Source organism: Holophagales bacterium, from assembly GCA_016719485.1.
In the GTDB taxonomy this organism is placed as follows: Bacteria; Acidobacteriota; Thermoanaerobaculia; order UBA5066; family UBA5066; genus UBA5066.
Genome location: JADJZB010000002.1, coordinates 640,055 through 647,760 on the forward strand (window position 1 = coordinate 640,055; position 7,706 = coordinate 647,760).

The window sequence follows — 7,706 nt, forward strand, 5'->3', positions numbered from 1 at the left end:
CGGTGGAATCGGAGCCAGGCTGATGAGAAAGACTGCGTCGTTCCTCGTTATCGCCGTACTGCTCGCCGTCGCCTCGGCCGCCCCGGCGGCGCCGCGGGCGGGTGCCGCGGCGCTCGCCGCGTCGCAGGGAATCGACCTGTGGGGCGGGCCTGGTGCGAAGGGATCGGGAGCCCAGGGCTCCCAGTTCGACACCATCGTCTACGTCACCAGCGCTGCCTCGGCCGCTGGCGCGGTCGACTTCTGGTCCGGAGGGAGCATCGTCGCGACCACCCCCTTCACGGTCCCGGCCAACGGCGTTTCCGCTCTCGCGGCTCCGGCGGCACTCGCCGGCAGGGGCGCGTTCGCCTACAACGTCCGCTCAGATGCCGCGGTGACGGCCTGGTCGGAGACGTTCAACGAGTCGTCCGCGGGACGGTACGGCGTCAGCCTCGCGGCAGCCCTCCCGTCCGAGCTGCTCGGGCCCGGGGACGAGGCGACGGGGGGCGGGGCCGACGTGTCGTCGTCCACGGAACCCGGTCGGGCCCGTACCAACGTCGGCGTCGTCTGCGCCAGCACGGCCACCCAGGCGTGCCGGCTCGAGGTCGCCGTCTTCTCCGAAGGGTCCCTCGCGGGCTCGGGCATCGTCGAGTCGATCCCGGGCGGTGCGGCCCAGTCCTCCCTCGAAGGCCTCGTGCCGGCCTCCGCCGGCAAGCCCGCCCTCGCGCTTCGGCTGCGACTCCTTTCGGGCGCCGGGCTTCCCTACGTCATCCGCAACGACAACAAGACCAGCGACGGCACGGCCATTCCGCTCGCGGTGAAGCGAGGCGCCTTCTCGACGGCCCCGGTCATCCTCTCGTTCACGGCGAGCCCTGCCAGCGGCTGCGCGCCGCTCGCGACGACCTTCTCGTGGCAGACGACCGGCGCCGCGAAGGTGAGCATCACCGGCGTCGGGAACGACCTCCCGGCGAACGGGTCCGTCGTGTCGACGGTGAACGCCAGCGGCGACTTCGTCCTCACCGCCACGTCCCTCACGGGCCAGTCGGCCGTGAAGCCGCTGCAGGTCACGATCACCCCCACGACCCCCGTCCCGACGCCCTCCCCGGCGACCGTGACGGCGGCGACGGGCGGCGTCGTGACCGGGCTGCTCCCCGTAGGGACAGGCCCCGTCACCGTGGAGTTCGTGAAGCACGAATCGTCGGGCTCGACGTTCACGATCCTGGGGACCTCCTGGGTCTATACGGCGGGGATCACCCCCGGAACCGACATCGTGCGCCTGACGGCCGCCGGATCCTGCGGCCCCGCGAGCGCCGACTTCACCGCGAACGTCGTTCCGCCCGGGGCTCCGCGCATCGTCCGCTTCGAGTCGATTCCCGAGCGCGGCTGCGGCGCCTCCACGAACATCCTCCTCACCTGGGAGACCGAGAACGCGCTCGGCGTGCACGTCAGCGGCTACGACGACTTCTTCGTCGCCAACGGGGGCGTCGAGGCGACCATCACGGGCACCACGATCTTCACCCTCACCGCCCGCGGCCTGGACGGCACGACCGACACGGCCGACCACACCGTTCCGGTCGACCCCCAGCTCTACGTCCCGGTCCTGAACCCCGGAGCGGCCAACGTCGCAGCGGGCACGGTGGTCTTCATCAACGTCGACCCGACCTCCGTCCCGTTGCTCTCCGGCGTCCGGTGGACGGTCCTGCAGAACCAGAGCGGCTTCTCCTTCGCGCCGGACCCGGTGGTGAGCGGCCGCTACCGATACAAAGCCGGCCCGTACAGCGGGCTCGACCAGATTCGCTTCCTCTGGGTCAACGGATGCGGAATCGGATACACCGACTTCTCGTCGACCGTCACGGGCAGGACGCCCTAGCCGCACGGTCCACACGACACGCAGACGACGGAAGGGCGGCCTCGCGGCCGCCCTTCTCGCCGGGCCGCTTGACGCGCGGCCCCCGGACCCCCACCGTCCGCCAGGCCTTTCTGGGGCGGGCGCGCCCCCGGACCCCCTACCTGTCTGCTCAGGCTTTTGCCTTCTTCAAACTCTCCGTCAGCGCCGGGACGATCTGGAACATGTCGCCGACGATGCCGTACGTCGCGACCTTGAAGATCGGCGCCTCGGCGTCCTTGTTGATCGCCACGATCACCTTCGAGGAGCCCATCCCCGCCATGTGCTGGATGGCCCCCGAGATGCCGCAGGCGACGTAGAGCGTCGGCGAGACGACCTTGCCGGTCTGCCCCACCTGGTGCGAGTGGTCGATCCACCCCGCGTCCACCGCGGCGCGGGAGGCGCCGAGCGCCGCGCCCAGCTCGTGGCAGAGCGCCTTCAGAATCGGCCAGTTCTCGGGGCCCTTGATGCCGCGGCCGCCGGAGACGATCTTGTCGGCCTCGGCCACGTCGATCTCGCCCGTCTCGGCCACTTCCATCTTCGTGACCTTCGCGCGGATCGTCACGGCGAAGTCGAGCGTGACGACCTCGCCCGCCCCCGCGGCACTCTTCGACGCCGGGAAGACGTTCGGGCGGGGCGTGGCGATCTGGAGCGCGGCGCCCGGGTCGGCCGTCACCGTCGCGCGGGCCTTGCCCGAGTAGACGAGGCGGGTCGCCACGAGGCGCCCCCCCTCGACCTCGAGGGACATCACGTCGGAGAGGAGCCCGACCTTGCGCCGCGCGGCGAGGCGCGGGGCGACGTCCTTGCCCATGGACGTGGCGGGGACGAGGACGACGGCGGGGGCGAACGCGGTCACCGCGGCGTCGAGGGCCGCCGTGTACCCCTCGCAGGAGTAGAGGGCGAGCTCGGGCTTGTCGGCGACGAAGACCTTCGCCGCGCCGTACGCGGCGAGCTCGGGGGCGAGAGAGGCGATGCCGGAGCCGGCCACGACGGCGCCGAGGGCGCCGCCCGTCTTCGCCGCGACCTCGCGGCCGAGGGTGAGGGCCTCGAAGGAGGCCTTGCGGATCTTGCCGTCGCGCTGCTCGATGAATACGAGGACGTTGCTCATCGTGTTCTTCCTTGTCTCGCCGTCGGCCTAGAGGACCTTCGCCTCGTCGCGGAGGAGGCGGACCAGCTCGTCGGCGGCCTTCGCCGGGTCGTCCGCCGGGATCAGCTTCACGGCCTGCCGCGCGGGCGGCAGCTCCAGCTTCGTCCAGCGGACGGCGGCCTTCTCGCCCGTCGTCGCGCCCGGGTCGACGCCGACGTCACCCGGCTTCTTCACGGCGATCGTCTTCTTCTTGGCCGCCATGATTCCCTTCAGCGAGGAGTAGCGCGGCTCGTTCAGCCCCTTCTGCGCCCCGACGACGCACGGCAGCGGCATCTCGACGACCTCGCGCGCCCCCTCGATCTCGCGGTAGGCGACGACGCCGCCGTCCTTCCACTCGAGCTTCGTCACGAGGTTCGCGTGCGGCAGGTCGAGCAGCTCGGCGAGCATCGGCACCAGCGTCTGCGCGTCGGTCCCGACTCCCTTGTTGCCGAGCCAGAGGACGTCGCACGGGAGCGCCCTGACCGCCCCGGCGAGCGCCTGCGCCACGCCGAGCGAGTCGGCCTCGCCGAGCCCGTCGGAGGCGATGCGGACGGCCTCGTCGGCCCCGCGCGCCAGGCACTCGCGCAGCCCCACGTCGGCCCGCGCCGGCCCGTACGTCACGACGGTGACCGTGCCGCCCTTGGCCTCGCGGGCCTTGATGGCCTCCTCGAGGGCGTACTCGTCGTAGGGCGAGACGATCCACTTGACGTCGGCTTCGTCGATGGACTTGCCGTCGGCGCCGATCCTGATCTTCGTCTCGGTGTCCGGAACGTATGCGATGCAGACGACGTGATTCATCCGTTCTTTCCTCTCGCGGTTCTTGGGCCTCGGGAAACGGGGTGGTGCACGGGGAAGAAAAGGTATCACGCCCCGCCGCACTGCGGCACGAAAAATGAGCCGCGGCTCATGGCCCCGGGCTCCCCTCGCGCCCCTTGACTTGCGTCCTACTTACGCCCACTCTTCTCTCATCCATGTCCGCCCTCACCGCCGCCCTCCCCGCCTCGGTCGCGAGCCGCCTCCTCCGCGCGGCCGACCTCCCGCGGCTCGGCGCGGCGCTCCGCCCCGGCGACCGCCTCGCCACGGGCGTCGCCCCCTTCGACGCCCTCCTCGGCGGCGGCCTGCCGCGCGGGGCGCTCGTAGAGCTCTCGGGCCGCGCCGGCGGCCGCTTCGCCCTCGTCCTCGCCGCCCTCGCCGCCGCCACCTCCCGCGGCGAGGCGGCCGCCCTCCTCGACCTCGGCGACCAGCTCGACCCTGCCTCCGCCGAAGAAGCCGGCTGCGACCTCGCACGCCTCCTCTGGGTCCGCCCCCTCCGCTTCCGGGACGCCCTCCTCGCCGCCGAGACCGTCGCCGCCGCCGGCTTCCGCCTCGTCGTCCTCGACGCCGGCCTCGCCCTCCCCTCCTCGCGCCTGCGCGACGCCGGCCCCTGGCTCCGCCTCGCCCGCGCCGCCGCCCCGCGCCGGGTCGCCTTCCTCCTCTCCACCCCCGTTCCCTTAGCCGGCCTCGCCGCCGAGGCGCTCGTCGGCGTCTCGGCCCGCGCCCTCTTCCGGCAGGCCGGCGCCACGCGCTTCCTCGCCGGCGCCGCCGCGAGCCTCTCTCTCCTCAAGGTCCGTGGCGGCCGCCCCGCCGAGGCGCCGCTTCTGGCGCTCTCCCCTCTTGCCGCGCCCCTGGCCCGACACCTCCTGCCCGCGCTCCTTCCGGCGGCACCAGCGCTTCCCACCCCGGCCCGCGCCGCGTCCACTCCCACGTCTTCCGTAGCAGCAACGTCCTTCGTCCCTCCCCGCCGCGCGGTCGCGTGCGCATGAGCCGCCCATGCCCCCGCCGCGCCTCCTCGCCCTCGCCGTTCCTCTCTTCCCCCTCGCCGCCCGCCTCCGCGCCGAGCCCCCTCTGCGCGACGAGGCCCTCGCCGTGACCGAGGGGAACGGCTCGGCCGCCCGCGTCGTCGCCGCCACGCGCCAGGCCCGCGCCGCCGGCGTGAAGCCCGGCATGACCCTCCCGCAGGCCCGCGCCCTCGTCCCGCGCCTCCTCGCCCGCGGCCGCGACCCGCACGCCGAGCACGCCGCGCAGGAGGCCCTCCTCGACGCCGCCGGCCGCTTCTCGCCCCGTGTCGAAGACGCCGGCGACGGCCTCGCCTTCCTCGACCTCTCCGGCCTCGCGCCGCGTACCGCCTCCTCCCCGGAGGCCCTCCTCTCCTTCGAGCGCGACCTCGCCCTCGACCTCCTGCGCGCCGCCGAGAAAGACGGCCTTCCCGCCCGTGCCGGCGTCGCGTCGAGCAAGCGCGCCGCCCGCATCGCCGCCTCTCTCCCGCGCAGTCCCGTCGTCGTCCCTCCCGGCGAGGAGGCCCGCTTCCTCGCCCCCCTCCCCGTCGAGCGCCTCGCCCCCGAGCTCTCCCTCTCCGTCGCCCTCTCGCGCTGGGGCGTCCGCACCGCGGGCGACCTCGCACGCCTCCCCGCCGCCGAGGTCGGCACCCGCCTCGGCGAGCCGGGCCGGCGCCTCCACGAGGCCGCCCGCGGCCTCGACCCCGAGCCCTTCGTCCCGCGCCTTCCCGCCCTCGCCTTCTCCGAGGGGGCCTCGCTCGACTGGCCCGTCGTCGCCCTCGAGCCCTTCCTCGCCTTCGCCGGCGCCGCCCTCGAGCGCCTCGTCCGCCGCCTCGCCGCCGAGGCCCTCGGCTGCGCGCGCCTCGAGCTCTCCCTCCACCTCGAGCCCGAGGGGTGCGACGTCCGTTCCATCGACCTCCCCGGCCCCACGCGCGACGCCAGGACGCTCCTCTCCCTCCTCCGCCAGAGCCTCGACGCCCGCCCGGCCGGCGCCCCCGTCACCGGCTTCGTCCTCTCCGCCCACCCCGACCGCCCGCGCCGCGGCCAGCTCACCCTCTTCGGCCCCCCCGAGGTCTCGCCCGACGAGCTCGCCGGCACCCTCGCCCACCTCCTCGCCCTCCTCGGCGAGGGGCGCGCGGGCTCCCCCCGCCCCGCCGACGGCCACGTCCCGGGCCGCTTCGCCCTCGTCCCCTACGCCCCGCCCCCCCCGCCGCTCCTCACCCCGCCCCTCCGCCCCGCGCGCGGCCTCCTCGCCGTCCGCGCGCTCCGCCCCGCCGTCGAGCTGGAGGTCCTCACCCATGCCGACACCCCCCGTCTCCCTCAACGCCCTCCCTGCTTCTCCGACGCCCGTCCGGGGATGCGTCCGTGTGGCCGCCGGCCCCTGGAGCCTCGAGGACGGCTGGTGGTCCGAGGCCCCTGCTGCCCGCGACTACTGGGACGTCGAGCTCGAGGGAGGCGGCCTCTACCGCGTCTACCGCGACCGCCCCACCGGGAAGTGGTACGCCGACGGCGTCTACGACTGAGGCTTCCCGGGGGCGCCCCCGGGGGGGGGCCCCCCCCCCCCCCCCCCCGGGGGGGGGGGGGGGGGGGCGGCGGGCCCGGCGCCCCCGCCCCCCCGCCCCCCAGCTTCGTGGTGAAGCCCCCCCTCCCGTCTCCCCTTCGCGCTCCGAGCCCCGGCTCCTCGACCGGATGGCCCACGCCCTCCGCGCGAAGCACTACTCCATCCGCACCGAGCGCGCCTACGTCGACTGGGCCCGCCGCTACATCCTCTTCCACGGCAAGCGGCACCCTTCCGAGCTCGGCTCCGACCACGTCAACCGCTTCCTCACCCACCTCGCCGTCCAGGGCAAGGTCGCCGCCAGCACCCAGAACCAGGCCCTCGCCGGCCTCCTCTTCCTCTACGGCGAGGTCCTCAAGATGCCGCTCCCCGACACCGGCGGCCTCGTGCGCGCCAAGAAGCCGCGCCGCATTCCGACCGTCCTCACGCGCGAGGAGGTCTACCAGGTCCTCTCCCGCCTCGACGGCCCGCAGAAGATCGCCGCCACCCTCCTCTACGGCGCCGGCCTCCGCCTCCTCGAGGTCCTCCGCCTCCGCGTCAAGGACGTCGACTTCGGCCTCGGCCAGCTCGTCGTCCGCGACGGCAAGGGCCAGAAAGACCGCGTCACCATGCTCCCCGACGCCGCCCGCGGCACGCTCGCCATCCACATTTCAGACGTCCGCCTCCTCCACGCGCGCGACCTCGCCGAGGGCTTCGGCCGCGTCTGGCTCCCCGACGCCCTCGCCCGCAAGGCCCCGGACGCCGCGACCTCCTGGGGCTGGCAGTGGGTCTTCCCCGCCGCCTCGCGCTCGCGCGACCCGCGCTCCGGCCGCGAGATGCGCCACCACCTCAACGAGACCGTCCTCCAGCGCGCCGTCCACAACGCCGTCGTCGCCGCCGGCATCGCCAAACCGGCCAGCTGCCATACGCTCCGACACTCCTTCGCGACGCACCTCCTCGAGGACGGCTACGACATCAGGACCATCCAGGAACTACTTGGACACAGCGACGTCTCGACGACGATGATCTACACTCACGTGCTTAATAAATCGGGGGGGCGCGGCGTTCGGAGTCCACTGGATCGCATGGTTTGAGGCCCCCCGGCGTGGAGGTTTCCCGGGCATCCCGGTGTCTCCCGTCGGGTCAATCAGCGACTTCGTCTCTACAGGAACTTTTTTTTTGCCCCGGGGTCAAGTTTCACACTGGCCAACCCCTCATTAGTAGTAGATGGCAACGCTCCGCAGTTCTGCCACCCAAGGGCACGGAGTGTCTTTGCCCCCAGAACCGCACTTCGCTATCGCATTCTTTTTCAATTACTTGCAAAACTCCCCGCCGTCTAACCCTTTCCCCCCCACTCCCCCAGCCGTC

At 73.5% G+C, this 7,706-nt stretch carries 6 protein-coding genes and 1 pseudogene; 5 read left to right on the forward strand and 2 right to left on the reverse strand.

The features are described 5' to 3' along the window. Positions 1 to 22: 22 nt before the first annotated feature. Positions 23 to 1,846 (forward strand): hypothetical protein, encoded by a 1,824-nt coding sequence (locus IPN03_02840; GenBank protein ID MBK9372686.1) that lies wholly within the window; start codon positions 23 to 25, stop codon positions 1,844 to 1,846. Between the two features lie 148 nt (positions 1,847 to 1,994). Here IPN03_02840 and IPN03_02845 read toward each other — a convergent pair whose 3' ends face one another. Continuing rightward, complete coding sequence (locus tag IPN03_02845) at positions 1,995 to 2,969, reverse strand: electron transfer flavoprotein subunit alpha/FixB family protein (protein ID MBK9372687.1); 975 nt, start codon at positions 2,967 to 2,969, stop codon at positions 1,995 to 1,997. Positions 2,970 to 2,996: 27 nt separating this feature from the next. After that, a complete protein-coding gene (locus IPN03_02850) occupies positions 2,997 to 3,785 on the reverse strand; it encodes an electron transfer flavoprotein subunit beta/FixA family protein (protein ID MBK9372688.1) in 789 nt (262 codons plus the stop codon). Between the two features lie 173 nt (positions 3,786 to 3,958). Between IPN03_02850 and IPN03_02855 the strand changes: the two genes are divergently transcribed. From IPN03_02855 to IPN03_02870, 4 genes and pseudogenes are all read left to right on the forward strand, one after another. Beyond that, positions 3,959 to 4,789, forward strand: coding sequence for a hypothetical protein (locus IPN03_02855; GenBank protein MBK9372689.1), 831 nt, complete (start codon positions 3,959 to 3,961; stop codon positions 4,787 to 4,789). 7 nt (positions 4,790 to 4,796) lie between these two features. After that, positions 4,797 to 5,282, forward strand: a pseudogene (locus IPN03_02860) (hypothetical protein). Positions 5,283 to 6,099: 817 nt separating this feature from the next. Further along, a complete protein-coding gene (locus IPN03_02865; GenBank protein MBK9372690.1) occupies positions 6,100 to 6,324 on the forward strand; it encodes a hypothetical protein in 225 nt (74 codons plus the stop codon). A gap of 166 nt (positions 6,325 to 6,490) precedes the next feature. After that, positions 6,491 to 7,432 (forward strand): integron integrase, encoded by a 942-nt coding sequence (locus tag IPN03_02870; protein MBK9372691.1) that lies wholly within the window; start codon positions 6,491 to 6,493, stop codon positions 7,430 to 7,432. Positions 7,433 to 7,706 lie beyond the last annotated feature (274 nt).

Excerpts from the sequence above, each read along its gene's own strand:
- IPN03_02840 (MBK9372686.1), top strand. The coding sequence starts at position 23 with ATGAGAAAGACTGCGTCGTTCCTCGTTATCGCCGTACTGCTCGCCGTC.
- IPN03_02845 (MBK9372687.1), bottom strand. The coding sequence starts at position 2,969 with ATGAGCAACGTCCTCGTATTCATCGAGCAGCGCGACGGCAAGATCCGC.
- IPN03_02850 (MBK9372688.1), bottom strand. The coding sequence starts at position 3,785 with ATGAATCACGTCGTCTGCATCGCATACGTTCCGGACACCGAGACGAAG.
- IPN03_02855 (MBK9372689.1), top strand. The coding sequence starts at position 3,959 with ATGTCCGCCCTCACCGCCGCCCTCCCCGCCTCGGTCGCGAGCCGCCTC.
- IPN03_02865 (MBK9372690.1), top strand. The coding sequence starts at position 6,100 with ATGCCGACACCCCCCGTCTCCCTCAACGCCCTCCCTGCTTCTCCGACG.
- IPN03_02870 (MBK9372691.1), top strand. The coding sequence starts at position 6,491 with ATGGCCCACGCCCTCCGCGCGAAGCACTACTCCATCCGCACCGAGCGC.